Genomic DNA, 26,504 nt, shown 5'->3' on the forward strand with positions numbered 1-26,504 from the left:
CCCCAGAAATAAAAAAGGCCGGATAATCCGGCCTTTTCGTGCGCGCGCAGTCTTACTTCTCGTTAAGACCGAGTTTCTTCTCGAGATAGTGGATGTTGGTTCCACCATTCTGGAAGTGCTCGTCGCTCATGATACGCATCTGCAGATCAACGTTGGTTTTGATACCGTCGATGATCAGCTCCTGCAGGGCGTTCTTCATGCGGGCAATTGCCACGTCACGGTTTTCGCCGTAGCAGATGAGCTTGCCGATCATTGAGTCATAGTACGGCGGTACGGTGTAACCGGCGTAGATATGAGACTCCCAGCGCACACCAAAACCACCCGGCGCGTGGAAACGCGTGATTTTACCCGGGCTTGGCAGGAAGGTGTTCGGGTCTTCGGCGTTGATACGACACTCGATCGCATGGCCTTTCACCACAACTTCTTCCTGCTTGATGGAGAGCGGCTGGCCTGCAGCGATACGCAGCTGTTCTTTGATCAGGTCAACGCCGGTGATCATTTCGGTAACCGGGTGTTCAACCTGAATACGGGTGTTCATTTCGATGAAATAGAACTCGCCGTTTTCGAACAGGAACTCAAAGGTACCCGCCCCGCGATAGCCGATATCGACACACGCTTTGGCGCAACGCTCGCCGATGTAGCGACGCAGTTCCGGGGTAATACCCGGTGCTGGCGCTTCTTCGACCACTTTCTGGTGACGACGCTGCATGGAGCAGTCACGTTCTGCCAGATAGATCGCGTTACCCTGACCGTCAGCCAGCACCTGAATTTCGATGTGGCGTGGGTTTTCCAGGTATTTTTCCATGTATACCATGTCATTGCTGAAAGCGGCTTTCGCTTCAGCTTTGGTCATGGAGATGGACTGCGCCAGGTCGGCATCGCTACGCACAACGCGCATACCGCGACCGCCGCCGCCGCCGGACGCCTTGATGATAACCGGGTAGCCAATGCGTTTAGCATGAGCACGGTTAGCATCCATGTCGTCGGTCAGAGGGCCGTCAGAGCCTGGTACGGTTGGCACACCGGCTTTTTTCATCGCGGTGATTGCAGACACTTTGTCGCCCATCAGGCGGATGGTGTCGGCTTTCGGACCGATGAAGATGAAGCCAGAGCGTTCAACCTGCTCAGCAAAGTTGGCGTTCTCAGAGAGGAAGCCGTAACCCGGATGAATTGCCACCGCGCCGGTGATTTCAGCGGCGCTGATGATAGCCGGGATGTTCAGATAGCTTTTTACGGACGGAGCCGGGCCAATACAGACCGTCTCATCCGCCAGCAATACGTGTTTTAAATCGCGATCCGCGCTTGAGTGCACCGCGACGGTCTTGATGCCCAGTTCTTTACAGGCACGAAGAATACGCAGAGCAATCTCGCCGCGGTTGGCGATAACAATTTTATCCAGCATGTTCGCCTCGTTACTCGATGACGACCAGCGGCTCGTCAAATTCAACCGGCTGACCACTTTCGACCAGAATCGCTTTTACAGTACCTGATTTGTCTGCTTCGATCTGGTTCATCATTTTCATCGCTTCAACGATGCACAGGGTATCGCCTACGTTGACTTTCTGACCCACTTCGATGAACGCCTTCGCGTCCGGGCTCGGGGTGCGGTAGAAAGTACCAACCATTGGGGAACGTACGATGTGACCACTGATTTCTGCTGCAGCGGCAGGTGCGGCTTCAGTTGCTGCTGGCGCAACGGCTGCGGAGAGCGCAGGCTGCTGCACTGGCGCAGCATAAGCCTGCTGCATTACCGGGAAGCTAGCGGCTGGGGCTGCACGGCTGATGCGTACAGACTCTTCGCCTTCAGAAATTTCCAGTTCGGAGATGCCTGATTCTTCAACCAGCTCGATCAGTTTTTTAATCTTACGAATATCCATGAGTGGGTTCCGTACTCTTGTTTAGTGTGATTGTGACAAGCGTTTTACCGCTGTCTGTAAAGCGTATGAATAGCCGTCTGCGCCCAGTCCACAGATAACGCCAGCAGCGATATCTGACAGATACGAATGGTGGCGGAACGGCTCTCGGGCGTGCACGTTACTCAGGTGGATCTCGATAAACGGGATACTCACCGCGAGCAGTGCGTCGCGGATAGCAACACTGGTGTGCGTAAACGCGGCCGGATTGATCAGGATATAGTCCACATTGTCTTTAGCCTGATGAATACGGTCGATGATTGCGTACTCCGCATTCGACTGAAAATGATCCAAATCCACATTCAGTGACGCTGCTTCCGTTCCCAGACGGTTAACAATTTCACTCAATGTCAGCGTGCCGTACTTCTCTGGCTCACGGGTTCCGAGCATGTTCAGGTTCGGTCCGTTCAAAACTAAGATATGGAACTTATCAGTCATTATGCCGCTATCTCCTGCGATTTTCGGGTAAAAAACAAAATATACCTTCGAAACGCAAATGTCACCTTTTCAGAGGCTTAAAACCGCTGTCAGGCGAACCAAGGTCGCACATTATAACGATTTCGTAGCATTTAGCAGCTAAATACTGGTCTTATCAGGGAAGATTATCAACCGCTATCCGAAAAAGATTTGCGGTTGACGGGGAATATGCGGGAAAACGCACAGTTTCGCGCACTATCGCAACCACTGGCGGAACTTCTTGTAACGCCATGCTAAAAGCGCCACGGCGGCCAGTGCGTACAGGACCGGCTGCGGGGAGAGGATCTTCACCGACCACAGGTAATGAATGGGAGCGAGGATCGCGACAAGATAGACGAAGTTGTGCAGGAGCTGCCAGCGCCTGCCCAGTTTTCGCTGTGCATATTGTGTGGAGGTCAGCGCTAACGCCAGTAAAATCACCCAGCTCACAATACCCAGCGTCAGATAAGGGCGTGTCACCAGTTCGCGGCTAAGCAGTGCCAGATTGTTAATTCCCAGCTCCAGCAGGGCATAGCTGGTGAGATGCAGCGTCGCCCAGGCAAAACACCATAGCCCTAACAGCCGACGGGTGCGTATCAATAGTGGCTGTTTAGCGTAGCGCGCCAGCGGCGAGACGAGCAAGGTGGCCAGCAAAAATTTCAGAGCCATCCGACCGGTAAAATGCTGGATATCCTTGGCCGGATCGGCGCTAAAGAGCCCCTGGCTGGCGGCCCAGAACAGCCATATAAAAGGAAGCAGCCCGGCCAGATGCAGAAGCACTTTCAGCCAGGTAATCTGTTTTGCCGTTAAACGCACTCAGAAGTTCTCCCGTAAATTGAGGCCACGGTACAGCGAGGCCACTTCATCCGCATAACCGTTAAACAGCAGCGTGGGCTGACGCTTTACGTCCAGCGCACCGCCGGAACCGATAAACCGCTCGGTCGCCTGCGACCAGCGCGGGTGATCCACATGCGGGTTCACGTTGGCGAAGAAACCGTATTCGTCCGGGGCCGCCAGATTCCAGGTGGTTGGCGGGCGCTCGCGGGTGAGCTTAATGCTGACGATGGACTTAATTCCTTTGAAACCGTATTTCCACGGTACGGTTAAACGAATGGGGGCACCGTTCTGCGGCGGAAGCGCCTTACCGTAAACGCCGACGGTCAGCAGGGTAAGCGGGTGCATCGCCTCATCGAGGCGTAACCCTTCCACATACGGATACTCAAGCCCGCCGCCAATAAACCGGTCTTTTTGTCCAGGCATCTCGTCCGGCGCATAGCGCGTCTGGAAGGCGACATATTTTGCGTTGCTGGTGGGCTCAACCATCGCCAGTAATTTATGCAGCGGGAAGCCAATCCAGGGCACCACCATCGACCAGGCTTCCACACAGCGCATACGGTAGATACGCTCTTCGAGCGGGAAACGGGTGGTCAGATCGTGATGATCCAGCGTCAAAGGTTTCGCCACTTCGCCCTCAATCTTCAGCGTCCACGGATCGGTTTTGAGGCTACCGGCGTTGGCGGCAGGATCGGCCTTGTCGAGACCAAATTCGTAGAAGTTGTTGTAGCCGGTGACTTTATCTTCTGGCGTAAGCGCGAGTTTGTTCTGCCATTGGGCGGGTTTCGTAAAGGTGAGCGGGGCGCCGGAAGGGGCCTTCGGCCGATCGTTGCCTTTAAACCAGTCGAGCAGGTCGGCGTGTGCTGCCGGCGAGAGCGAGAGCGCGGTGGCGCTGATGCCAAGCATTTTCAGGATCTGGCGGCGCTGTAACATAAAGACAGACTCAGACGTTACGTCGGCTTCCGTCAGTTTTCGGTTTTTCATGGCATCCTCCGTCATACGTTTTCCTAAGCATGACGGAGGAGAGGGATTCGCGCGAATATGTCACGAAAATTTGAAGATTAGGCGATTTTCACCAGCGCGCGACCGTGGAACTGGTTATCCATGATCTTACTGGCATAGTCCGGTGCCTGGCTGAGCGTAATCTCCGTGGCGCTCCGGGTGTAGAAGGATTCCGGCAGGTCGCGTACCAGACGTTCCCATGCCTGCGCACGGCGAGCCGCTGGGGTCATCACGGAATCCACACCCTGCAGGCGGACGTTACGCAAAATAAATGGCATCACGGTGGTGGGCAGGGCAAATCCGCCCGCCAGTCCGCAGGCAGCCACGCAGCCGCCGTAGTTCATCTGCGCCAGGACTTTTGCCAGCACCTTATCACCGACGGTATCTACCGCGCCTGCCCAGACCTGTTTTTCCAGCGGACGGGTTTCAGCGAATTCGTCACGGCTGAGAATGCGGTTGGCACCGAGCTGGCGCAGGTAATCGTGGGTGCTTTCACGACCGGAAACCGCCGCGACCTGATAGCCCAGTTTATGCAGTAGCGTCACTGCCGTGCTCCCCACGCCCCCGCTGGCACCGGTGACGACAATTTCGCCCGATTCAGGGCGGATACCCGCCTCTTCCAGCGCCATCACGCACAGCATCGCGGTAAAGCCTGCCGTGCCGACGATCATCGCTTTGCGGCCATCCATGCCTTTCGGCATCGGTACCAGCCAGTCGCCCTTCACGCGCGCCTGCGTGGCCAGCCCGCCCCAGTGATTTTCACCTACGCCCCAGCCGGTGAGTAGCACCTGCTGGCCCGGGTGGAAGCGCGGATCCTCGCTGGTATGAACTCGGCCCGCAAAATCAATACCTGGCACCATAGGGAAATTTCGGATGATTTTACCCTTTCCGGTAATCGCCAGCGCATCTTTATAATTTAAACTGGACCAGTCGATGTCGACGGTTACTTCGCCTTCCGGCAGGCGACTCTCTTCTACCGCCTGCACTGAGGCAAGCGTTTTGCCGTCCTGCTGTTCTAAGATCAAAGCCTGCATACGGGGTCCTCTCGACTCATATGATTGGAAAATAATTTCTGAAGACTATACTCGCTCAGGGAAACGCAGTGCCGATTTAACGCAATAAATTGCCAGATACACCCGATTTGGTAGTATGCCGCATTCGAAATGCAAGTTAGCGCTTACTCGCTACCCCATCAACCCACGGAGTAATCTCAAGGATGCGATTAACGACGAAGTTCTCAGCTTTTATCACTTTGCTGACGGGGCTTACCATTTTTGTCACCCTTCTGGGCTGCTCTCTGAGCTTTTACAACGCCATTCAGGACAAACTGGTCAACCGGGTGCAGTCCGTCGCGTCGGTGATTGATACGCGTCTGCTGACGACGCCGCTACCGGCGCTCACCCGTGAGCTCGATGAGTTGATGGTACCTGTTGATATTGTTCAAATCGACATTCAGCAGGGAAAGCATCGTGTGTTACGCCATGAACGGCCGGGAGGTTATCGGCCTGCGGGCGTGGTGAGCCAGTACCGGGAAGTGACGGTGCATTCCCTGAAAAATCCGGGGATGACCATCCACATGGTCTACCTCGATCCGATGGCCAGCTATTTCCGTTCCATGATGACCACCGCGCCGCTCACCGTGGCGGTGGCGTTTATCGTCCTGCTGATCTTTCTCGCGGTCCGCTGGCTGCGCCGCCAGCTCTCCGGACAGGAGCTGCTGGAGATGCGCTCCGTGCGGATCCTTAACGGTGAGCGCGGCCCGCAGGTGCGTGGTTCCGTCCACGAATGGCCGTCACGCGCCAGCAGTGCGCTGGATACGCTGCTCTCGGAAATCCAGTTTGCCAGCGACCAGCGCAGCCGTATGGATTCGCTGATCCGCTCCTATGCCGCCCAGGATAATAAAACTGGCCTGAACAACCGCCTCTTCTTTGATAATCAACTCGCCACGCTGCTCGACGATTCGGAAAAAGTGGGGACGCACGGGGTGGTGATGATGATTCGCCTGCCTGACTTTGATCTCCTGCGCGATACCTGGGGACAGCGGGCCGCGGAAGAAAATCTCTTTACGCTGATCAACCTGCTCTCCACCTTTATTATGCGCTACCCGGGTGCGCTGCTGGCCCGCTATCACCGCAGCGACTTTGCCGTGTTGCTGCCGCACCGAACGCTGAAAGAGTCGGAAAGCATCGCCAGCCAGCTGCTGAAGGCGGTGGATGCGCTGCCGCAGAGCAAAATGCTCGACAGGGACGATATGGTCCACATGGGGATCTGCGCCTGGCGTGGCGGGCAATCGACAGAACAGGTGATGGAACATGCGGAAGCGGCCACCCGCAACGCCGTGTTGCAGGGCGCGAACGGATGGGCGGTGTATGATGACTCCCTGCCGGAAAAAGGGCGCGGCAACGTGCGCTGGCGTACTTTGATTGAGCAAATGCTGAGCCGCGGCGGACCGCGTATTTATCAAAAACCCGCGGTCATGAAAAACGGCAACGTTCATCACCGTGAACTGATGTGTCGTATTTTTGACGGTACGGAAGAGGTTATTTCTGCGGAATATCTGCCGATGGTACTGCAATTTGGTCTGTCCGAAGAGTATGACCGCCAGCAAATTACCCGGTTAATTCCGTTTTTATCTTTCTGGCCGGAAGAGAGCCTGGCGCTGCAGGTCACCGTGGAGTCGTTAATACGCCCACGTTTTCAGCGCTGGCTACGTGATACATTAATGCAATGCGAAAAATCGCAACGCAAACACATTATTTTTGAACTTGCTGAGGCCGATGTAGGTCAACACATCAGCCGGTTACGTCCGGTGGTACGTTTGATCAATGCGCTCGGTGCGCGTGTCGCGGTGACGCAGGCAGGTTTAACGCTGGTCAGTACCGACTGGATTAAGGCGCTGGATGTGGAGTTATTAAAGCTACATCCAGGGCTGGTAAGGAATATTGAGAAGCGTACGGAAAACCAGCTGCTGGTACAGAGTCTGGTAGAAGCATGCAAGGGAACGCGAACACAAGTATTTGCTACGGGCGTGCGCTCCAGAGGGGAATGGCAGATGTTAACAGAGCGCGGTGTCATGGGTGGTCAGGGGGATTTTTTTGCTGCCTCTCAACCGCTTGACACCAACGTGAAAAAATATTTGCAAAGATACTCTGTTTGACCTGCCGTTTACGCTGTTTTCACGTAGAATATCGCGCCTGTAGCTTTGAGTATGTCGAGCAAAAAGCCAGTGAACGACCTTAACGGGTTACAAACGTCAGTGGGGAACGCTACTGTTTACTCAGCCCTGAGGGAGTCAGGGGATGATTTTGTAACATCAGGAAACGTACTGCACAAATTTTCACCGTTGCAGATGATTTTTGCGCCTTGTCGCTGCTGCGTGTGGTTGGTAAAGTAAGCGGATTTTGTTTTCCGCCCCAGCTTTCAGGATTATCCCTTAGTATGTTGAAAAAATTTCGTGGCATGTTTTCCAATGACCTGTCCATTGACCTGGGTACTGCGAATACCCTTATTTATGTAAAAGGACAAGGCATCGTATTGAATGAGCCTTCCGTTGTGGCCATTCGTCAGGATCGTGCAGGCTCGCCGAAAAGCGTGGCCGCTGTGGGTCATGACGCGAAGCAGATGCTGGGTCGTACCCCTGGCAACATCGCCGCTATTCGCCCAATGAAAGACGGCGTTATCGCCGACTTCTTCGTGACTGAAAAAATGCTTCAGCACTTCATCAAGCAGGTTCACAGCAACAGCTTCATGCGTCCAAGCCCGCGTGTTCTGGTGTGTGTGCCGGTTGGCGCAACCCAGGTAGAGCGTCGCGCAATTCGTGAATCTGCCCAGGGTGCAGGTGCGCGTGAAGTGTTCCTGATTGAAGAGCCAATGGCGGCGGCAATCGGTGCAGGTCTGCCTGTGTCTGAAGCGACCGGTTCCATGGTGGTGGATATCGGTGGTGGTACCACTGAAGTGGCCGTTATCTCTCTGAACGGCGTGGTGTACTCCTCTTCCGTACGTATCGGTGGTGACCGCTTCGACGAAGCCATCATTAATTATGTACGCCGTAACTACGGCTCTCTGATCGGTGAAGCCACCGCAGAGCGTATCAAACACGAAATCGGCTCTGCGTATCCGGGCGATGAAGTGCGTGAGATCGAAGTGCGTGGCCGTAACCTGGCTGAAGGTGTGCCACGCGGTTTCACCCTGAACTCCAACGAAATTCTGGAAGCACTGCAGGAACCACTGACGGGTATCGTGAGCGCGGTAATGGTCGCGCTGGAACAGTGCCCACCAGAGCTGGCGTCCGATATCTCCGAGCGCGGTATGGTTCTGACCGGTGGTGGTGCGCTGCTGCGTAACCTCGACCGCCTGTTAATGGAAGAGACAGGTATTCCTGTCGTAGTTGCAGAAGATCCACTGACTTGCGTCGCCCGTGGTGGTGGCAAGGCGCTGGAAATGATCGACATGCACGGCGGCGATTTGTTCAGCGAAGAGTAGTCGAGTTTGAGAGGGTAGCAATTTGCTACCCTTTCTCTCTGACGCGAGAATACGCATAGCCTATGAAGCCAATTTTTAGCCGTGGCCCATCGCTACAGTTTCGCCTCATTCTGGCGGTTCTGGTTGCGCTTGGGGTCATTATTGCCGATAGCCGCCTCGGTACGTTCAGCCAGATCCGAACGTACATGGATACCGCCGTCAGTCCTTTCTACTTTATATCCAATGGTCCCCGTGAACTGCTCGACTCCGTTTCTCAAACGCTGTCTTCACGTGACCAACTCGAACTCGAAAACCGGGCATTACGTCAGGAACTGTTGCTGAAAAACAGCGAACTGCTAATGCTGGGGCAATACAAGCAGGAAAATGCGCGTCTGCGTGAACTGCTCGGCTCGCCGCTGCGTCAGGATGAGCAGAAAATGGTCACTCAGGTGATCTCCACCGTGAACGACCCTTACAGCGATCAGGTTGTGATCGACAAAGGGAGCGTGAACGGGGTGTATGAAGGTCAGCCTGTTATCAGTGATAAAGGCGTCGTGGGCCAGGTGGTTGCCGTGGCCAAACTGACCAGCCGCGTGCTGCTGATTTGTGATGCCACGCATGCGCTGCCGATCCAGGTGCTGCGCAACGACATCCGCGTGATTGCGGCCGGGAACGGCTGTACGGATGACCTGCAGCTGGAACACCTGCCGGCCAATACGGATATCCGCGTGGGCGACGTGCTGGTGACCTCCGGTCTGGGTGGCCGCTTCCCTGAAGGTTATCCGGTTGCGGTGGTCTCTTCGGTGAAGCTGGATACGCAGCGAGCCTACACCGTGATTCAGGCGCGTCCAACCGCCGGTTTGCAGCGTCTGCGCTATCTGCTGCTGCTGTGGGGCGCCGATCGTAACGGGGCTAACCCGATGACGCCTGAAGAGGTGCATCGTGTGGCAAATGAACGTCTGATGCAGATGATGCCGCAGGTTCTCCCGCCTGCGGACTCCATGGGGCCGCCTGCGCCAGTCCCGGCGCCGGCAACCGGGTTAACGCAGCCGCTGCCGGATGCGCCGCCACCGCCTAAACTCTCTTCGGGAGGGCAGTAGTGGCAAGCTATCGTAGCCAGGGACGCTGGGTCATCTGGCTCTCGTTTCTCATTGCACTGTTGCTGCAAGTGATGCCCTGGCCGGATGACATTCTCGTTTTCCGGCCAAACTGGGTATTGCTCATTTTGCTCTACTGGATCCTTGCCCTGCCGCATCGCGTAAATGTCGGCACAGGTTTTGTGATGGGTGCCATACTGGATCTCATTAGCGGCTCAACGCTTGGCGTACGCGCCTTGTCCATGAGCATTATTGCGTACCTCGTCGCACTCAAATTTCAGCTCTTCCGTAACCTTGCGCTCTGGCAACAGGCCCTGGTTGTGATGTTGTTGTCGCTCGCTGCGGATATCGTTGTTTTCTGGGCAGAGTTTTTAGTGATCAACGTCTCTTTCCGACCGGAAGTGTTCTGGAGTAGTGTAGTAAACGGTGTGCTCTGGCCATGGCTGTTCCTGCTGATGCGTAAGGTTCGCCAGCAGTTTGCTGTGCAATAAAAGGTTTCTATGACGTCTTTGTATCTCGCTTCCGGCTCCCCGCGCCGTCAGGAACTCCTGACGCAGCTAGGGGTCTCTTTTGAACGCATCGTGACCGGCATTGAAGAACAACGTGCTGAGGGTGAAAGTGCTCAACAGTACGTGTCACGTCTGGCGCGGGAGAAAGCGCAGGCGGGCGTGGCCAGTGTGCCACGCGATCTCCCTGTGCTGGGGGCAGATACCATCGTTATCCTGAACGGTGAAGTGCTGGAGAAACCGCACGACGCCGATCATGCAGCGCGCATGCTGCGCAAGCTGTCCGGACAAACGCATCAGGTGATGACGGCCGTCGCGCTGGCCGATCGCCAGCACGTGCTGGACTGCCTGGTGGTGACGGAAGTGACCTTCAGAGTACTTACCGACGACGACATCGCCGCTTATATTGCCAGCGGTGAACCGATGGATAAAGCAGGTGCATACGGTATTCAGGGGCTGGGTGGCTGTTTTGTCAGGAAGATTCATGGCAGCTATCACGCCGTAGTCGGCTTACCGCTGGTGGAAACGTATGAGTTGCTGAGCAATTTTAACTCACTGCGTGAGGGAAGGGATAATTATGACGGCTGAATTGTTGGTAAACGTAACGCCATCGGAAACCCGTGTGGCCTATATTGATGGTGGCATTCTTCAGGAAATTCATATTGAGCGTGAAGCGCGGCGCGGAATAGTAGGCAATATCTACAAAGGTCGTGTCAGTCGTGTACTACCGGGTATGCAGGCGGCTTTTGTAGATATTGGACTCGATAAGGCGGCATTTTTACATGCCTCCGATATCATGCCGCACACCGAGTGCGTCGCGGGCGAAGAGCAAAAGCAGTTTGCCGTGCGCGACATTTCTGAGCTGGTGCGTCAGGGACAGGATCTGATGGTGCAGGTGGTGAAAGATCCCCTCGGCACCAAAGGCGCCCGTCTGACCACCGATATCACCTTACCTTCCCGCTATCTGGTCTTTATGCCCGGCGCGTCGCATGTGGGCGTCTCACAGCGTATTGAGAGCGAAAGCGAGCGCGAGCGTCTGAAAAAAGTGGTCAGCGCCTACTGCGATGAACAGGGCGGATTTATCATCCGTACCGCCGCGGAGGGGATCAGCGAGGAAGACCTGGCGTCGGATGCGGCTTACCTGAAGCGCGTCTGGACAAAAGTGATGGAGCGTAAAAAACGCAACCAGACCCGCTATCAGCTCTATGGTGAGCTGGCGCTGGCGCAGCGCGTTCTGCGTGACTTTGCCGACGCGCAGCTCGACCGCATCCGCGTGGACTCTCGCCTGACGTATGAAGCGTTGCTGGAGTTTACCGCCGAATATATCCCGGAGATGCCAGGCCTGCTGGAGCACTACACCGGGCGTCAGCCGATCTTCGATCTCTATGATGTCGAAAACGAGATCCAGCGTGCCCTGGAGCGTAAGGTTGAGCTGAAGTCCGGCGGCTATTTGATCATCGATCAGACCGAAGCGATGACGACCGTCGATATCAACACCGGTGCGTTCGTCGGCCATCGTAACCTGGATGACACCATTTTCAACACCAATATTGAAGCGACGCAGGCGATTGCGCGCCAGCTTCGTCTGCGCAATCTGGGCGGCATTATCATCATCGACTTCATCGATATGAGTAATGAAGACCATCGTCGCCGCGTGCTGCACTCGCTTGAGCAGGCCCTGAGTAAAGATCGTGTGAAAACCAGCATCAACGGCTTCTCACAGCTGGGGCTGGTGGAAATGACGCGTAAGCGTACCCGCGAGAGCGTGGAGCATGTGCTGTGTAATGAATGCCCAACCTGCCATGGACGCGGAACGGTAAAGACGGTTGAGACCGTCTGTTACGAGATCATGCGTGAAATTGTGCGTGTGCATCATGCCTACGACTCCGACCGTTTTCTGGTCTATGCTTCCCCTGCGGTGGCTGAAGCGCTGAAAGGCGAAGAGTCACACGCGCTGGCGGAAGTGGAAATCTTTGTCGGCAAACAGGTAAAAGTACAAATTGAACCGCTCTATAACCAGGAGCAGTTTGACGTCGTGATGATGTAAGCGCAGTACGCTGCGTGACGAATGCTGACAAGGAGAGATGCGTGAGGCGATTGCCGGGGATTTTATTGCTTACAGGGGCAACGCTGGTCGTGATTGTCGCGTTGCTCGTGAGCGGGCTACGCCTCGTTTTACCGCATCTGGACAGCTGGCGTCCGCAGCTGCTGGCGAAAATCGAATCCACCACCGGCGTGCCGGTGAACGTCAGCCAGGTCAGCGCTAGCTGGCAGAATTTTGGCCCGACGCTCGATGTCCGGGATATCAACGCCAGCCTGAAAGATGGCGGCTACCTGAAAATCAAACGCGTGACCCTGGCGCTGGACGTCTGGCAAAGCCTGCTGCATCTGCGCTGGCAGTTTCGCGATCTCACTTTTTATCAGCTCCAGTTCCTGACCAATACGCCGCTGTCTGGCGGCGATAGCGGTCAGGGTCTTGAAGCCAACCGCTTCAGCGATCTTTTCCTCCGCCAGTTCGATCATTTCGATCTGCGCGACAGCGAAGTGAGCTTTATTACCCTTTCCGGCCAGCGCGCCGAGCTGGCGATCCCGCAGCTGACCTGGCTCAACGGTAAGGATCGGCACCGCGCCGAGGGGCAGGTCAATCTCTCAAGCCTGAACGGCCAGCACGGCGTGATGCAGGTGCGTATGGATCTGCGCGACGATGACGGCCTGTTAAATAACGGCAAAGTCTGGCTGCAGGCCGACGATGTGGACGTCAAGCCGTGGCTGGGCGACTGGCTCCAGCAAAATATGCAGCTGGAAACGGCCCGCTTCAGTCTTGAAGGCTGGTTGACCCTGACGAAAGGCGAATTTGCCAGCGGCGATATCTGGCTCAAGCAGGGAGGCGCGAGCTGGAAAGGTGAAAACCAGCAGCATCAGCTTTCCGTCGATAACCTCACCGCGCACGTGACGCAGGAGAAAGAGGGCTGGCAGTTTGCCATTCCCGATACGCGCATCACGATGGACGGCAAGCCGTGGCCGCGCGGTGCGCTGACGCTGGCCTGGATGCCGGAGCAGGACGTTGGCGGCACGGCCAGTAAACGCAGCGACGAGCTGCGCATCCGTGCCAGTAACCTGGATTTGGCCGCTATTGAAGGGCTGCGCTCGATGGCGGCAAAGCTCTCTCCTGACCTGGGCGAGATCTGGCTGGCTACGCAGCCGAGCGGAAAGATTGATTCTCTGGCGCTGGATATCCCGCTTCAGGCGACGGAAAAAACCCGTTTCCAGGCGACATGGAAAGATCTTGCCTGGAAGCAGTGGAAGCTGTTGCCGGGTGCGGAGCACTTTAGTGGCAAGCTGGAAGGCAGCGTGGAGAACGGCAGGCTGACGGTTGATATGCACGACGCCAAAATGCCTTACGAGACGGTCTTCCGCGCGCCGCTGGAAATCGAACAGGGCAACGCAGTGCTTAACTGGCTCCGTAACGACAAGGGTTTCCAGCTCGATGGCCGGCATATCGACGTCAAAGCGAAAGCGGTGCATGCGCGTGGCGATTTCCGCTATTTGCAGCCTGAAGGGGATGAGCCGTGGCTGGGGATTCTGGCCGGGATCCGTACCGATGACGGCTCCCAGGCCTGGCGCTATTTCCCGGAAAACCTGATGGGGAAAGCGCTGGTAGACTATCTGAGCGGTGCGATTCAGGGCGGTCAGGCGGATAATGCGACGCTGGTTTACGGCGGTAATCCCCATCTGTTCCCGTACAAACATAATGAAGGTCAGTTCCAGGTTCTGGTGCCGCTGCATGACGCCACCTTCGCGTTCCAGCCGGGCTGGCCCGCGCTGAAAAACCTGGATATCGAACTTAATTTCCTCAATGACGGCCTGTGGATGAAGTCCGACAGCGTGGCGCTGGGGGGCGTGACGGCCAGCAACCTGACGGCCAACATTCCGGACTACTCAAAAGAGAAGCTGCTGATTGATGCCGACATCAACGGTCCCGGCAAGGCGGTGGGACCGTACTTTGAGGAGACCCCTCTCAAAGAGTCGCTGGCCGCGACGCTTCAGCAGCTCCAGCTTGATGGTGATGTGAATGCTCGCTTACATCTTGATATCCCGCTGGACGGTGAGATGACCACCGCGAAAGGCGACGTCCGTCTGAAGAACAACAGTCTGTACATCAAACCCCTTGAGAGCACCCTGAAAAATCTCAGCGGGCAGTTCAGCTTTGAGAACGGCAACCTGAAGAGCGAACCGCTTACCGCCAGCTGGTTTAATCAGCCCGTGAATATTGACTTCACGACCACAGAGGGTGAAAAGGCGTATCAGGTGGCCGTCAATCTGGACGGCAACTGGCAGCCAGCGCGAATGGACGTCCTGCCGAAACCGATTGAGGCGTCCGTGGAGGGCGCGGTCGCCTGGAAAGGTAAAGTGGCAATAGACCTGCCTTATCACGCGGGTGCCCAGTACAAGGTCGACATCACGGGCGATCTGAAAAACCTTCACAGCCAGCTGCCTGCGCCGCTGGATAAACAGGCCGGACAGCCGCTGCCGGTGAAGCTGAACGTGGATGGCAACCTGAACAGCTTCGCGCTGACCGGCAGCGCGGGCGGGACGAACCACTTCAACAGCCGCTGGTTGCTTAACCGCAAGCTCACCCTCGACAAAGCCATCTGGACGACGGATAGCCGCTCCACGCCACCGCTACCGGAGCAGGCGGGCATTGAGCTGAATCTTCCGCCGATGGACGGTGCAGAGTGGCTGGCGCTGTTCCAGAAAGGCGTTGGGCAAAACGTCGATGAAACCGCCCAGTTCCCGCAAGCCATTACCATACGCACGCCGTCGCTGATGCTCGGCGGGCAGCAGTGGAACAACCTGAGCATCGTCTCACAGCCTGGCGCTAACGGTACGAAGGTGGAAGCCCAGGGCAGAGAGATCAACGGTACGCTGACCATGCGCAATCACGCGCCGTGGCAGGCGGCGATCCGCTACCTCTACTACAACCCGGCAAGCGCCGCGAGCGGGAAAGACAAACCGGCTGCGACGTCGCCGCTGAGTCAAATCTCCCGCGTCGATTTTAGCGGCTGGCCCGATCTCCAGCTGCGCTGTGCAGAGTGCTGGCTGTGGGGGCAGAAATATGGCCGCATCGACGGTGATTTTGCCATCCAGGGAAACACGCTTACGCTCTCGGGCGGCCTGGTTGATACCGGCTTTGGCCGCATGACGGCGGGCGGGGAATGGGTGAATAATCCGGGCGAGCAGCGGACGTCCCTCAAGGGCGACATTAAAGGCAACAAACTGGATGCAGCAGCCAATTTCTTTGGCATCAGCACGCCGCTGCGCGGTTCATCATTTGACGTTAATTACGATCTTCACTGGCGCGACGCACCGTGGAAGCCGGATGAAGCCTCGCTGAACGGCATTCTGAAAACCCACTTCGGCAAAGGTGAGATCGCCGACGTGAGCACGGGGCGCGCCGGCCAGATCCTGCGCCTCCTCAGCTTTGATGCGCTGCTGCGCAAGCTGCGCTTCGATTTCAGCGATACCTTCAGCGAAGGGTTCTACTATGATTCCATCCGCAGTACGGCGTGGATCAAGGACGGCGTTCTGCATACGGACGATACGCTGGTGGATGGCCTGGAAGCGGACATTGCCATGAAAGGCTCCGTTAACCTCGTGCGCCGCGAGCTGGATATGGAAGCCGTGGTGGCACCGGAAATTTCCGCGAGCGTGGGCGTTGCGGCGGCCTTTGTGGTGAACCCGATTGTCGGTGCGGCGGTGTTTGCCGCCAGCAAAGTGCTGGGGCCGCTGTGGAGCAAGGTCTCCATTCTGCGCTACCGCATTACCGGTCCGATCGATAAACCGCAGATTAACGAGGTGCTGCGCCAGCCGCGCAAAGATGCACAGCAATGATTTGACGTGGGCAGGTAATTGCCTCACTCTCAATAAATACGATCTTTATACCGCCACGGGCGGCAACGAACGAGTAGCAATACGATGAGTCTGAACCTGGTAAGTGAACATTTGCTCGCAGCGAACGGCCTGAGCCATCAGGACCTGTTCTCCATTCTTGGTCAACTGACCGAACGCCGTCTCGACTACGGCGACCTTTATTTCCAGTCGAGCTATCACGAATCCTGGGTTTTAGAAGACAGCATCATCAAAGATGGCTCTTACAACATTGACCAGGGCGTCGGCGTCCGCGCCGTCAGCGGCGAGAAAACCGGTTTTGCCTATGCGGATCAGATTAGCCTCGCCGCACTTGAGCAGAGCGCGCAGGCGGCGCGCACCATTGTGCGTGATACCGGTGATGGACGTGTGAAAACGCTGGGAGAAGTGCAGCACTCTGCGCTCTATACCAGCATCGATCCGCTGCAGAGCATGAGCCGTGAAGAGAAGCTGGATATCCTGCGTCGCGTGGACAAAGTCGCCCGCGCGGCGGACAAACGCGTGCAGGAAGTCTCAGCCAGCCTGAGCGGTGTGTATGAACTGATTCTGGTGGCGGCAACGGACGGCACCCTGGCGGCTGATGTCCGTCCGCTGGTGCGTCTCTCCATCAGCGTGCAGGTCGATGAGGACGGCAAACGCGAGCGCGGCTCAAGCGGTGGCGGCGGTCGTTTTGGCTATGACTGGTTCCTGGGCGACGTTGACGGTGAAGCGCGCGCTGACGCGTGGGCAAAAGAAGCCGTGCGTATGGCGCTGGTGAATCTGAATGCCGTCGCGGCACCGGCGGGGTCATTCCCGGTGGTGCTGGGTGCCGGCTGGCCGGGTGTGTTACTGCACGAGGCGGTGGGCCACGGTCTGGAAGGCGATTTTAACCGTCGCGGGACGTCCGTGTTCAGCGGTCAGATCGGGCAACTCGTCTCCTCTGAGCTGTGCACCGTGGTGGATGACGGCACCATGCTTGATCGTCGTGGCTCGGTGGCTATCGACGATGAAGGTACACCAGGTCAGTACAATGTGCTGATTGAAAACGGCGTGCTGAAAGGCTACATGCAGGACAAACTCAACGCGCGCCTGATGGGCGTCGCGCCGACGGGCAACGGACGTCGCGAATCTTACGCGCACCTGCCGATGCCGCGCATGACCAACACGTATATGCTGCCGGGCAAATCCACGCCGCAGGAGATTATCGAATCCGTTGATTACGGTATCTTTGCGCCAAACTTTGGCGGTGGCCAGGTGGACATCACCTCCGGTAAGTTTGTCTTCTCTACCTCAGAAGCGTACCTGATTGAGAAGGGCAAAGTGACCAAAGCGGTGAAAGGTGCGACGCTAATTGGCTCCGGTATTGAAGCCATGCAGCAGATCTCGATGGTCGGTAACGATCTGAAGCTGGATAACGGCGTGGGCGTCTGCGGTAAAGAGGGCCAGAGCCTGCCGGTGGGCGTGGGCCAGCCAACGCTGAAAGTGGACAACCTGACGGTAGGCGGCACTGCCTGACCTGAAGCGGCATAAAAAAAATGGCGCTACTGATGTAGCGCCTTTTTTTTAACGTAAGTTACCCAGCGGGATCTCCGGATCCGGCTCGTGTGTGATGCGGTTACGCAAGTCACGACGAATAATTTCGATCGACCAGAACCAGACCAGATGGCCTACGATCTCTGAAACGTGTTCATACCACGGCAGCTCAAACAGCGGCGGCGTCAGCCCCATCAGCGGGAAGGAGATCATATGCACAAAGAGCTGAGCTAACGCACCCGCCAGCAAACCCTGCCAGAGTTTAATTTTCGGGAAGACTTCAGCCACGACACAATAGCCAACAGCGAAGACGATTGAGAAAATAATATGCGTCACGCCAACCCAGTTAAATATATGCCCGGCAAATGTATAAACTGCCGCGTTAGGATCAACAACGCCCAGCCAGTCGCGTAAAAATACATAGGGAGGGTTTAAAAAATTGCGGGAACAGTCAATCTGGCTTGCGGCTCTTATTAATTGCTCGGGTCCACATGCACCGGTGAATAAGTCGGAGGGACTGCGTGGCGGAAGCGGTACTTCGGCTCCCCATTTAACAAACGCGGAGACAATCCCTGCAATTAAACCGATGAACGCGGCGAGTCCATAGCGCCTGCGTGAAGGCGATGTTTGTTCAAATAGATTCATTTCTTTTCCTTGTTTAACGTCATCCTGCGGAATACATTTTATTATTCATATCAGCAACAAATTAATAACAGTCTGACGAGCAGACTGCATATAAAGTAATGGGCTGGTAGCGGCAGTGTCAATTCTCTATTCCTGATAGTGGCGAAGGAATATTCCTGAATCAACAAGAGATTCATCCTGGGAATATTCATTGCCTCTATGCGTTCAGAAATAAATGGATTATTCCTTTCTTCTTCCCCGCATCCCCTGAAACAGCTCCGCCACGTCCACAAAATACTCGGTCAGATAGTTAATACATACCTGGACTTTCAGCGGAAGCTTGTCTTTTTCGGTATACAGGGCGTACACCGGACGCGGATCGGACTGGTAGCGCGGGAAGAGGATCTCCAGCACGCCGCTGTTGATCTCGTTGATCACCCACATCAGCGGCACGTAGGCGATCCCGGCGCCGGCTACCAGCCAGCGCGAAATGGTCATCGGATCGTTGGTGACAAACCGTCCTTCCGGCAGCAGTCGGGTGGAGATCCCCTCCGGGGCAATCAGCTCAAATTCATTGTCGGGCCGCACGCTGTACTCCAGCCACGAGTGGTTGGTGAGGTCGGCGGGTTTCTCCGGCACACCGTACTGGGCCAGATAGCTCTTCGAAGCGCAGACGACCATCGGCATGCTGCCCAGCCGACGCGAGAACAGGCTGGAATCCTGCAGCGCGCCGACGCGGATCACCACGTCCAGACCGTCGGCTATCAGATCCGGCGCCGGGATACCCGTCACCAGATTAACGGTAAGCCCGGGATACTCTTTCAGCATATCCGCCGTCATGGCAGCGAGAACATTTTGTGCCATAGTTGAAGAACACCCGATGCGCAGCGTGCCGATGGGAGTGTTGTTGAAGGCGTAGAGCTGTTCGTGAACATCCTGCACTTCAAGCAGCATACGGCGACAGCCCTGATAGTAAATTTTGCCCGCTTCCGTCAGCCCAATGCTGCGGGTGCTGCGGTTGAGCAGCTTGACCTGAAGCTCATCTTCCAGTTTAGACACCGTCTGGCTGATGGATGAGACGCTCATCTGAAGCTGGCGTGCAGCGGCGGTAAAGGAGCCCAGTTCAACCACTTTGGCGAAGACTGACATGCGTTTTAAACGTTCCATTGTTCACTCTGGCTTAAAAGTGATTTAGATCACATATTATAGATAACAGCATAACAGTTACGTTAATATATTATTTATTACATAACGGCTGCGCCATTCTCGCCCGGCGTTTCTTGCTCTCCTGCGATGGCGTGCGCTAAAAAATTCTGAAGCCTGCACTCTCTCTAATCAAGGTCAACATGAGTCTGTTTCCCGTTATCGTGGTGTTCGGTTTGTCCTTCCCACCGATATTTTTCGAGCTTCTTTTATCACTGGCGATCTTCTGGCTGGTGCGCAAGGTGCTGGTCCCTACCGGGATCTACGATTTCGTCTGGCACCCTGCATTGTTCAATACCGCGCTGTATTGCTGCCTGTTCTACCTGATATCGCGCATGTTTGTCTGAGGTTGATGTGAAAACGCTAACAAGAAAAATCTCCCGCACTGCCATCACCATGGCGCTGGTTATCCTCGCCTTCATCGCTATTTTCCGCGCCTGGGTCTATTACACCGAATCACCGTGGACGCGTGATGCACGCTTCAGCGCCGATGTGGTGGCGATCGCCCCTGACGTGGCCGGTCTCATCACGGCGGTCAACGTACACGATAACCAACTGGTGAAAAAAGATCAGGTTCTGTTCACCATCGACCAGCCTCGTTACCAGAAAGCACTGGAAGAGGCGGAAGCGGACGTGGCCTATTACCAGGCGCTGGCTGCGGAGAAACGCCGAGAAGCTGGCCGTCGTAACCAGCTTGGTGTTCAGGCTATGTCCCGTGAAGAGATTGATCAGTCCAACAACGTGCTGCAAACCGTGCTGCACCAGCTGGCGAAAGCACAAGCAACGCGCGATCTGGCGAAGCTCGATCTGGAGCGTACCGTGATCCGCGCACCGTCTGATGGCTGGGTGACCAACCTTAACGTCTATGCCGGGGAGTTTATTACCCGTGGCTCAACCGCCGTGGCGCTGGTGAAACAGAACTCCTTCTACGTACTCGCCTATATGGAAGAGACCAAGCTGGAAGGCGTACGTCCGGGCTACCGGGCAGAAATCACGCCGCTGGGCAGCAACCGCGTCTTTAAAGGTACCGTCGACAGCGTCGCCGCAGGGGTGACTAACTCCAGCAGCTCGAACGATGCAAAAGGGATGGCAACGGTGGATTCCAATCTCGAGTGGGTGCGTCTGGCCCAGCGCGTGCCGGTCCGTATCCATCTGGACGAACAGCAGGGCAACCTGTGGCCTGCGGGTACCACGGCGACAGTGGTGATTACCGGTGAAAAAGATCGGGATGCCAGCCAGGACTCGTTCTTCCGTAAAATCGCCCACCGTCTGCGCGAGTTTGGTTAATCGCTATGGGCATCTTTTCCATCGCCAGCCAGCACATTCGCTTCGCCGTGAAGCTGGCGTGTGCCATTGTGCTGGCGCTGTTTGTTGGCTTTCACTTCCAGCTTGAAACCCCTCGCTGGGCAGTGCTGACGGCTGCGATTGTCGCGGCGGGCCCGGCCTTTGCTGCGGGTGGGGAACCCTATTCAGGCGCGATCCGCTATCGCGGAATGTTGCGTATCATCGGGACGTTTATCGGCTGTTTTGCGGCGCTCACCATTATTATTCTGATGATCCGCACGCCGCTGCTGATGCTGATGGTGTGCTGTATCTGGGCGGGCTTTTGCACCTGGATCTCGTCTCTGGTGAAAGTGGAGAACTCCTACGCCTGGGGGCTGGCGGGCTATACCGCGCTGATTATTATCATCACCATCCAGTCCGAGCCGCTGCTGGCTCCGCAGTTTGCGGTGGAGCGGTGCAGCGAAATTGTCATTGGAATCGTGAGTGCGATTGTCGCGGACCTGCTGTTCTCCCCGCGCTCCATCAAGCAGGAAGTCGACCGTGAGCTTGACGCGTTGATTGTCGCTCAGTACCAGCTGATGCAGCTCTGCATCAAGCACGGCGACAGCGAAGAGGTGGATAAAGCCTGGAGCGGGCTGGTTCGCCGCACGCAGGCGCTGGAGGGGATGCGCAGCAATCTCAATATGGAGTCGTCACGCTGGGCCCGCGCTAACCGTCGTCTGAAAGCTCTTAATACGGTCTCGTTAACGCTGATTACCCAGGCATGTGAAACCTATCTGATACAGAACACGCGCCCGGAAGCGGTCACCGATACCTTCCGCGAACTGTTCGCCGAGCCGGTGGAAACGGTGCAGGACGTGCACAAGCAGCTGAAGCGTATGCGCAGGGTGATCGCCTGGACAGGGGAGCGCGACACGCCGGTAACCATCTACACCTGGGTCGGCGCCGCGACGCGCTACCTGCTGCTGAAACGCGGCGTGATCGGGAATACCAAAATCAGCGCGGCGGAAGAAGAGGTGCTGCAGGGCGAAGTGGTGATCAAGGCGGAATCCGCCGAGCGCCATCACGCGATGGTTAACTTCTGGCGTACGACGCTCGCCTGTATGCTCGGCACGCTGTTCTGGCTGTGGACGGGCTGGACGTCCGGCAGCGGCGCGATGGTGATGATTGCCGTCGTGACCGCACTGGCGATGCGTCTGCCTAATCCGCGTATGGTCGCCATCGATTTCCTGTACGGCACCATTGCCGCCCTGCCGATAGGCGCGCTCTACTTTCTGGTCATCATCCCGTCGACGCAGCAGAGCATGCTGCTGCTCTGTATTAGTCTGGCGGTGATGGCGTTCTTTATCGGCATTGAAGTGCAAAAGCGACGTCTGGGATCGCTGGGGGCACTGGCAAGTACGATTAACATCATTGTGCTCGATAACCCGATGACCTTCCATTTCAGCCAGTTCCTCGACAGCGCGTTAGGTCAGCTGGTGGGCTGTTTCCTGGCAATGATGGTGATTCTGCTGGTCCGCGATAATTCGCAGGCAAGAACGGGCCGCGTGCTGTTGAACCAGTTTGTGTCGGCCGCCGTGTCGTCGATGACAACCAACACCGCGCGCCGTAAAGAGAACCATCTGCCCGCGCTCTACCAGCAGCTGTTTTTACTGCTGAACAAGTTCCCGGGCGATATCGGCAAGTTCCGGCTGGCGCTGACCATGATCATTGCACACCAGCGTCTGCGTAACGCACCGGTGCCGATCAACGACGATCTGTCGGCCTGGCACCGCCAGCTGCGTCGTACCGCTGACCACGTGCTTTCTGCCAGCAGTGATGACAAACGACGTCGCTACTTTACGCAACTGCTTGAAGAGCTGGATATCTACCAGGAGAAGCTTAAAACCTGGGAAGCGCCGCCACAGGTGACCGAGCCGGTAGGACGGCTGGTGTTTATGCTGCATCGCTACCAGAATGCCCTCACGGATAGCTGACCGAAGTAAAAAAACCGATGCCAAAAGCGTCGGTTTTTTTGTGGCTATACTTATTCCAGCACGTTCTTACATTTCAGGAAGGGAGGACACATGACGACCCAGGCGCTTCAGGATCACATCCTTTTTCAGACCGGTTATCTGGTCAACGGAATCTGGAAAACGCTGGACACGACCTTCGATGTGCTTAACCCCGCAACCGGGGAAGTCATCGCGAAAGTCGCCAAAGCGGGTAAAGCACAAACCGAAGACGCTATCGCAGCGGCCACCAAAGCCTTCCCGGCCTGGCGTGCCAAAACCGCGAAAGAGCGCTCGGCGATTCTTTATCGCTGGTACGAACTGATCATTGAGAATAAAAGCTGGCTCGGGCAGTTAATGACCACCGAGCAGGGTAAGCCGCTGAAAGAGGCCGAAGGCGAGGTGGAGTACGCTGCCAGCTTTATCCAGTGGTTTGCCGAAGAGGCCAAGCGCGCGAACGGTGAAATTATTCCGCCGATCAAACCCGGCTCGCGCATTCTGGCGACCCGTGAACCCATTGGCGTGGTCGCGGCGATAACGCCGTGGAACTTTCCGATGGCCATGCTCACCCGCAAGTTAGGCCCGGCGCTGGCTGCAGGGTGTACCGGGGTGATCAAACCGGCCAATAACACGCCGCTCAGTGCCTTTGCGCTGCTTACCCTGGCAAAACAGGCTGGCGTGCCCGACGGCGTGCTCAACGCCGTGGCCGGGAATACGCATGAAATCAGCGATGCGATCATGGCAAGCCGAGACGTGCGTAAAATCTCCTTTACCGGCTCGACCTCCGTCGGCAAAACGCTGGTGCGTAATGCTGCCGAAACCATGAAGAAAGTCTCGATGGAACTGGGGGGAAATGCCCCGTATATCGTTTTTGAGGATGCAGACATCGACGCGGCGGTGAAGGGGGCGATTGCCAACAAGTTCCGCAATGCCGGGCAGGTCTGCGTCAGCGTGAACCGTTTTTATATTCAGGAAACCGTCTACGACAAGTTTGTGAATAAACTTGCCGATGCCGTGAAGGCGCTCAAGGTGGGGAATGGCCTTGACGAGGGCGTTGTCGTCGGGCCGCTGATTGAATCTGCTGCGGTCGACAAGGTGCGTGAGCATGTCGACGATGCCGTCTCACGGGGGGCAACCGTACTGGCAGGGGGTAAGCCCCATCCGCTTGGCGGGAATTTCTGGATGCCAACCGTGCTGGGCGACTGCCATGAAGGCATGAAGCTGGCAGAAGAAGAGACGTTTGGCCCGGTTGCGGCATGTTTCCGTTTCACCTCGGAAGATGAAGTTATCCAGCGTGCCAATAACACGCCCTATGGGCTGGCGGCTTACTTCTATACCCAGAATCTCTCACGTGTTTTCCGCGTTTCCCAGGCGATCGAGAGTGGGATGATCGGCATTAACGAATGTGCCGTCTCCACGGAACTGGGGCCCTTTGGCGGCGTAAAAGAGTCAGGCCTGGGTCGTGAGGGCTCCGTGCTGGGCCTGGAAGAGTACCTGGAAGTGAAAACCCTTCACATCGGGGGATTATAATAGACAGGGCGGCATCTGCCGCTCGCCTGGACTGGGTGGCTGGCAATGAAAACCTATACTTTTGATTTTGACGAGATCGACAGTCAGGAAGACTTCTACCGTGAATTTATCCGGGTGTTTGATCTTGAACGGGAAAGCGTGACGAATCTGGATACGCTGTGGGACGTGGTGACCGGGAGTCTGCTGCCGCTACCGCTGGAAATTGAGTTCATTCATTTGCCCGATAAGCTGCGCAGACGCTTTGGCGCACTGATATTACTGTTCGATGAAGCGGAAGAAGAGCTGGAAGGGCAGCTGCGTTTTAACGCGCGGCACTGAATGAAAAAAGCCCCTGACTATGAGGCCAGGGGCAAGTCGTATGATGAGATACGACGAGGGTTTATTTATACAGTTCTGCAGTTGCATGCCAGTGGTCACCCTGATTCAGTTCGGTGACGCGATAGCTGCTGGCACCTGCTTTTTCAGCTTTGGCAGCCAGTTCGTGACGGATATCCATCGGAGAGCCGGTAACAGACGTCACGGAGATGCTGCCCATAGGCTGCAGATTTTGTGCCTGGTCGGCATTCACCTGCTGCACGGCTGCGCTTGCGCCGAAAGAGAGAACAGATGCCAGACCGAGGGTTGCGATGATCAATTTGGTTTTCATAGTCTTTACTCCTGAATAGGGTTTTTGCTCAACGGCGAGAAGGGTTGAACCGCTATTTTTATGCCTGGTGCCGTTGAGTGGAGATTTACGTTTTCAGTTATTGCTCAAACTTATTTGTACAGCTCAGCGGTGGCGTGCCAGTGGGCACCAGAACGCGCTTCGATGATGCGGTAGGATGACGCACCCTTTTCTTCCGCTTTTTTGTTCAGCATCTCACGCATGTCCATTGGCGATGTGCCGACCGCGCCGACAGAAACCGTACCGATGGTCTCGCGTGATTGCGCCTGATCAGCATTGATAGCGTCAGCCGCGAAAGCACCGAATGACAGGACAGACAGGACGCTCAGCGCCGCTACAGTTGATTTGATTTTCATGATTTTTACCTCGTCGAATTTTTTAGTGGGGTCTTGTTTCGTGACCCTCATCACAAAATCAAGTATACACTAATAACGGTAAAAATTAATACCAGACTAATGGTTTCTATTGTTATTACGTGTTAACCACTCAGTTTTTTATAACCAAATTGCATAATATTGGGCATTTTTTGCGCATTTATGTTGGTTATATCTAATAAAATCATATGGATATCAGCTTTTGATTTTTTGTGCGATTTTTTGATTTAGCATTCACCAGATGAATGTTAATGGGTGGTAAAAAGCACTATTTGTCAAAGTCAGGGGCAGTGGAAAAGAGGGGGAAACGGCGTGGGGGCAGAACGATCCCCGCAGCGGCGCTACGGGGAAAGGGGATTAGAGTTCCTGTTCGAACAGAACCAGAATCGCTTCGTGGAGATCTTTAACGGAGAAACCGCTAGCCGGCGTGGTAAAGATGGTGTCATCGCCGGCGATAGTCCCGAGGATGCCTTCTGTTTTACCCAACGAGTCCAGCATGCGGGCAATCAGCTGTGCGGCCCCAGGGCTTGTGTGGATCACCACAACGGCGTCGTTGTAGTCGATATCCAGAACCAGATTCTTCAGCGGGCTGGAGGTGGTCGGCACGCCAAGTTCCGCCGGCAGGCAATAGACCATCTCCATCTTGGCGTTACGGGTACGCACCGCGCCAAATTTCGTTAACATGCGGGAGACTTTCGACTGATTGATGTTATCGAAGCCTTGTTCCTGCAGCGCCTGAACAATTTCTCCCTGAGAACTGAATTTCTCTTCTTTAAGTAGCGCTTTAAACGCCTTGACTAATTCTTCTTGCTTAGACGAGCTTCGCATAAGTCACCCGGAATATGACGATAGAAACAACATTATTATGCATGTGGATGAATTTTTATGCAAATTATCTACTCAGCGCCAGGCTGAAATAATGTTATGAAAGGGAGTGATTTTATCAGAATTCGTTATCAGAAAACATGCCTGGGTCACGCCGCGCAAATAAGCTTAAAAGTAAATTAAATGTTATCAAAATGATGTTGTTTTGGTGGTGGGGCAGGGTGTATTGTAACCACCTCTTAATTCGTCGCCGTCTGTCGTCAGAGCGTCTTCTGAAGAGAGATAAAGTCGCGTGACCTC

Annotated in this window: 24 protein-coding genes; 13 read left to right on the forward strand and 11 right to left on the reverse strand. The window is 55.7% G+C overall.

Annotated elements, in window-relative coordinates:
* Nucleotides 1-52 precede the first annotated feature (52 nt).
* From accC to ACMGGE_RS19040, 6 genes are all read right to left on the reverse strand, one after another.
* Entirely contained in the window at nt 53-1,402 is a 1,350-nt protein-coding gene (gene accC / locus ACMGGE_RS19015) for an acetyl-CoA carboxylase biotin carboxylase subunit (protein WP_024906319.1), read from the reverse strand.
* A gap of 10 nt (nt 1,403-1,412) precedes the next feature.
* On the reverse strand, nt 1,413-1,877 hold the full coding sequence (accB, locus tag ACMGGE_RS19020) for an acetyl-CoA carboxylase biotin carboxyl carrier protein (RefSeq protein WP_013098992.1): 465 nt from the start codon (nt 1,875-1,877) through the stop codon (nt 1,413-1,415).
* A gap of 21 nt (nt 1,878-1,898) precedes the next feature.
* Nucleotides 1,899-2,351, reverse strand: coding sequence for a type II 3-dehydroquinate dehydratase (gene aroQ, locus ACMGGE_RS19025; RefSeq protein WP_024906320.1), 453 nt, complete (start codon nt 2,349-2,351; stop codon nt 1,899-1,901).
* Between the two features lie 234 nt (nt 2,352-2,585).
* On the reverse strand, nt 2,586-3,185 hold the full coding sequence (gene msrQ, locus ACMGGE_RS19030) for a protein-methionine-sulfoxide reductase heme-binding subunit MsrQ (protein ID WP_420294051.1): 600 nt from the start codon (nt 3,183-3,185) through the stop codon (nt 2,586-2,588).
* Nucleotides 3,186-4,187: a protein-methionine-sulfoxide reductase catalytic subunit MsrP gene (gene msrP, locus ACMGGE_RS19035; RefSeq protein ID WP_048028796.1), complete on the reverse strand. Its 1,002-nt coding sequence runs from the start codon at nt 4,185-4,187 to the stop codon at nt 3,186-3,188.
* A gap of 77 nt (nt 4,188-4,264) precedes the next feature.
* Entirely contained in the window at nt 4,265-5,239 is a 975-nt protein-coding gene (locus tag ACMGGE_RS19040; RefSeq protein WP_047071260.1) for an MDR family oxidoreductase, read from the reverse strand.
* Between the two features lie 182 nt (nt 5,240-5,421).
* Here ACMGGE_RS19040 and csrD point away from each other — a divergent pair, with 182 nt between their 5' ends.
* The 8 genes from csrD to tldD all read left to right on the forward strand — a co-directional run bounded on the left by csrD (nt 5,422) and on the right by tldD (nt 17,691).
* Nucleotides 5,422-7,362: an RNase E specificity factor CsrD gene (gene csrD, locus ACMGGE_RS19045; RefSeq protein WP_420294052.1), complete on the forward strand. Its 1,941-nt coding sequence runs from the start codon at nt 5,422-5,424 to the stop codon at nt 7,360-7,362.
* A 281-nt stretch (nt 7,363-7,643) separates the two neighbouring features.
* Nucleotides 7,644-8,687, forward strand: coding sequence for a rod shape-determining protein MreB (gene mreB, locus ACMGGE_RS19050; RefSeq protein WP_000913396.1), 1,044 nt, complete (start codon nt 7,644-7,646; stop codon nt 8,685-8,687).
* A 62-nt stretch (nt 8,688-8,749) separates the two neighbouring features.
* Nucleotides 8,750-9,766 (forward strand): rod shape-determining protein MreC, encoded by a 1,017-nt coding sequence (gene mreC, locus ACMGGE_RS19055; protein WP_032650442.1) that lies wholly within the window; start codon nt 8,750-8,752, stop codon nt 9,764-9,766.
* The gene (mreD, locus tag ACMGGE_RS19060; protein ID WP_023309399.1) at nt 9,766-10,254 is read left to right on the forward strand and encodes a rod shape-determining protein MreD; all 489 of its coding nucleotides are present in this window, start codon (nt 9,766-9,768) and stop codon (nt 10,252-10,254) included. Before mreC ends, mreD begins: the two co-directional genes overlap by 1 nt.
* Before the next feature lie 9 nt (nt 10,255-10,263).
* Nucleotides 10,264-10,857 carry a Maf family protein gene (locus tag ACMGGE_RS19065; protein WP_048028803.1) on the forward strand — a complete coding sequence of 198 codons (594 nt, stop codon included), beginning with the start codon at nt 10,264-10,266 and terminating at the stop codon, nt 10,855-10,857.
* On the forward strand, nt 10,847-12,316 hold the full coding sequence (gene rng / locus ACMGGE_RS19070) for a ribonuclease G (RefSeq protein ID WP_008502847.1): 1,470 nt from the start codon (nt 10,847-10,849) through the stop codon (nt 12,314-12,316). Before ACMGGE_RS19065 ends, rng begins: the two co-directional genes overlap by 11 nt.
* Nucleotides 12,317-12,357: 41 nt before the next feature.
* Nucleotides 12,358-16,161 (forward strand): AsmA2 domain-containing protein YhdP, encoded by a 3,804-nt coding sequence (gene yhdP / locus ACMGGE_RS19075; protein WP_420294053.1) that lies wholly within the window; start codon nt 12,358-12,360, stop codon nt 16,159-16,161.
* An 84-nt stretch (nt 16,162-16,245) separates the two neighbouring features.
* Nucleotides 16,246-17,691, forward strand: coding sequence for a metalloprotease TldD (tldD, locus tag ACMGGE_RS19080; RefSeq protein ID WP_045910133.1), 1,446 nt, complete (start codon nt 16,246-16,248; stop codon nt 17,689-17,691).
* A 48-nt stretch (nt 17,692-17,739) separates the two neighbouring features.
* Here the strand turns inward: tldD and ACMGGE_RS19085 are convergent, their stop codons facing one another.
* Both ACMGGE_RS19085 and aaeR read right to left on the reverse strand, forming a co-directional pair.
* The gene (locus ACMGGE_RS19085; RefSeq protein ID WP_252073655.1) at nt 17,740-18,354 is read right to left on the reverse strand and encodes a YagU family protein; all 615 of its coding nucleotides are present in this window, start codon (nt 18,352-18,354) and stop codon (nt 17,740-17,742) included.
* A 219-nt stretch (nt 18,355-18,573) separates the two neighbouring features.
* Complete coding sequence (aaeR, locus tag ACMGGE_RS19090) at nt 18,574-19,500, reverse strand: HTH-type transcriptional activator AaeR (RefSeq protein WP_023309395.1); 927 nt, start codon at nt 19,498-19,500, stop codon at nt 18,574-18,576.
* Nucleotides 19,501-19,679: 179 nt separating this feature from the next.
* Here aaeR and aaeX point away from each other — a divergent pair, with 179 nt between their 5' ends.
* From aaeX to ACMGGE_RS19115, 5 genes are all read left to right on the forward strand, one after another.
* Nucleotides 19,680-19,883: a p-hydroxybenzoic acid efflux pump operon protein AaeX gene (aaeX, locus tag ACMGGE_RS19095; protein WP_003860416.1), complete on the forward strand. Its 204-nt coding sequence runs from the start codon at nt 19,680-19,682 to the stop codon at nt 19,881-19,883.
* Nucleotides 19,884-19,890: 7 nt separating this feature from the next.
* Nucleotides 19,891-20,823, forward strand: a complete 933-nt coding sequence (aaeA, locus tag ACMGGE_RS19100) for a p-hydroxybenzoic acid efflux pump subunit AaeA (RefSeq protein WP_023309394.1) — start codon at nt 19,891-19,893, stop codon at nt 20,821-20,823.
* A 5-nt stretch (nt 20,824-20,828) separates the two neighbouring features.
* Nucleotides 20,829-22,796 (forward strand): p-hydroxybenzoic acid efflux pump subunit AaeB, encoded by a 1,968-nt coding sequence (gene aaeB / locus ACMGGE_RS19105; RefSeq protein WP_045910132.1) that lies wholly within the window; start codon nt 20,829-20,831, stop codon nt 22,794-22,796.
* A gap of 90 nt (nt 22,797-22,886) precedes the next feature.
* On the forward strand, nt 22,887-24,341 hold the full coding sequence (locus ACMGGE_RS19110; RefSeq protein ID WP_032664520.1) for an NAD-dependent succinate-semialdehyde dehydrogenase: 1,455 nt from the start codon (nt 22,887-22,889) through the stop codon (nt 24,339-24,341).
* Between the two features lie 45 nt (nt 24,342-24,386).
* Nucleotides 24,387-24,659: a barstar family protein gene (locus ACMGGE_RS19115; protein WP_008502839.1), complete on the forward strand. Its 273-nt coding sequence runs from the start codon at nt 24,387-24,389 to the stop codon at nt 24,657-24,659.
* Nucleotides 24,660-24,720: 61 nt separating this feature from the next.
* Here ACMGGE_RS19115 and yhcN (ACMGGE_RS19120) read toward each other — a convergent pair whose 3' ends face one another.
* The 3 genes from yhcN (ACMGGE_RS19120) to argR form a co-directional block, all read right to left on the reverse strand.
* Nucleotides 24,721-24,987, reverse strand: a complete 267-nt coding sequence (yhcN, locus tag ACMGGE_RS19120; protein WP_008502838.1) for a peroxide/acid stress response protein YhcN — start codon at nt 24,985-24,987, stop codon at nt 24,721-24,723.
* A 110-nt stretch (nt 24,988-25,097) separates the two neighbouring features.
* Nucleotides 25,098-25,361: a peroxide/acid stress response protein YhcN gene (gene yhcN / locus ACMGGE_RS19125; protein WP_045910130.1), complete on the reverse strand. Its 264-nt coding sequence runs from the start codon at nt 25,359-25,361 to the stop codon at nt 25,098-25,100.
* A gap of 375 nt (nt 25,362-25,736) precedes the next feature.
* On the reverse strand, nt 25,737-26,207 hold the full coding sequence (gene argR / locus ACMGGE_RS19130) for a transcriptional regulator ArgR (protein WP_008502836.1): 471 nt from the start codon (nt 26,205-26,207) through the stop codon (nt 25,737-25,739).
* Nucleotides 26,208-26,504 lie beyond the last annotated feature (297 nt).

The sequence above is a fragment of the Enterobacter sp. BNK-22 genome (assembly GCF_048684805.1).
GTDB classification, from domain to species: domain Bacteria; phylum Pseudomonadota; class Gammaproteobacteria; order Enterobacterales; family Enterobacteriaceae; genus Enterobacter; species Enterobacter quasiroggenkampii.